Below are 1,600 nucleotides of genomic sequence, written 5' to 3'. Positions count from 1 at the left end.
TGGTGTTGGTTGGTTTGTTTTTGGTTGGGTATTGGGCTTTTCACGGCCTGTTTCTGCTGAAACATTTTTTGTGGAGAGTTTGATCCTGGCTCAGGATGAACGCTGGCGGCGTGCTTAACACATGCAAGTCGAACGGAAAGGCTCCTGCTTGCAGGGGTACTCGAGTGGCGAACGGGTGAGTAACACGTGGGTGATCTGCCCCGCACTTCGGGATAAGCCTGGGAAACTGGGTCTAATACCGGATAGGACCACTTCTTGGAGGTTGTGGTGGAAAGTTTTTTCGGTGTGGGATGAGCTCGCGGCCTATCAGCTTGTTGGTGGGGTAATGGCCTACCAAGGCGTCGACGGGTAGCCGGCCTGAGAGGGTGTACGGCCACATTGGGACTGAGATACGGCCCAGACTCCTACGGGAGGCAGCAGTGGGGAATATTGCACAATGGGCGCAAGCCTGATGCAGCGACGCCGCGTGGGGGATGACGGCCTTCGGGTTGTAAACTCCTTTCGCTAGGGACGAAGCGCAAGTGACGGTACCTAGAGAAGAAGCACCGGCTAACTACGTGCCAGCAGCCGCGGTAATACGTAGGGTGCGAGCGTTGTCCGGAATTACTGGGCGTAAAGAGCTCGTAGGTGGTTTGTCGCGTCGTTTGTGTAAGCCCGCAGCTTAACTGCGGGACTGCAGGCGATACGGGCATAACTTGAGTGCTGTAGGGGAGACTGGAATTCCTGGTGTAGCGGTGGAATGCGCAGATATCAGGAGGAACACCGATGGCGAAGGCAGGTCTCTGGGCAGTAACTGACGCTGAGGAGCGAAAGCATGGGGAGCGAACAGGATTAGATACCCTGGTAGTCCATGCCGTAAACGGTGGGCGCTAGGTGTGAGTCCCTTCCACGGGGTTCGTGCCGTAGCTAACGCATTAAGCGCCCCGCCTGGGGAGTACGGCCGCAAGGCTAAAACTCAAAGGAATTGACGGGGGCCCGCACAAGCGGCGGAGCATGTGGATTAATTCGATGCAACGCGAAGAACCTTACCTGGGCTTGACATACACCAGACCGGGCCAGAGATGGTCTTTCCCTTTGTGGTTGGTGTACAGGTGGTGCATGGTTGTCGTCAGCTCGTGTCGTGAGATGTTGGGTTAAGTCCCGCAACGAGCGCAACCCTTGTCTTATGTTGCCAGCACGTGATGGTGGGGACTCATGAGAGACTGCCGGGGTTAACTCGGAGGAAGGTGGGGATGACGTCAAATCATCATGCCCCTTATGTCCAGGGCTTCACACATGCTACAATGGTCGGTACAACGCGTTTGCGAGCCTGTGAGGGTGTGCTAATCGCTGAAAGCCGGCCTTAGTTCGGATTGGGGTCTGCAACTCGACCCCATGAAGTCGGAGTCGCTAGTAATCGCAGATCAGCAACGCTGCGGTGAATACGTTCCCGGGCCTTGTACACACCGCCCGTCACGTCATGAAAGTTGGTAACACCCGAAGCCAGTGGCCTGTCATGGGAGCTGTCGAAGGTGGGATCGGCGATTGGGACGAAGTCGTAACAAGGTAGCCGTACCGGAAGGTGCGGCTGGATCACCTCCTTTCTAAGGAGCTTTTATTT

1 rRNA gene is annotated in these 1,600 nt (G+C 56.1%); it reads left to right on the top strand.

The window, feature by feature from the left end:
* Positions 1–67: 67 nt before the first annotated feature.
* Positions 68–1,583: ribosomal RNA gene (locus HMPREF2690_RS00790) — 16S ribosomal RNA — on the top strand.
* The last annotated feature ends 17 nt before the right edge of the window (positions 1,584–1,600 follow it).

Source organism: Corynebacterium sp. HMSC034E11 (assembly GCF_001835905.1).
Taxonomy (GTDB): domain Bacteria; phylum Actinomycetota; class Actinomycetes; order Mycobacteriales; family Mycobacteriaceae; genus Corynebacterium; species Corynebacterium coyleae.
This window is presented reverse-complemented; position numbering and strand designations above follow the sequence as displayed.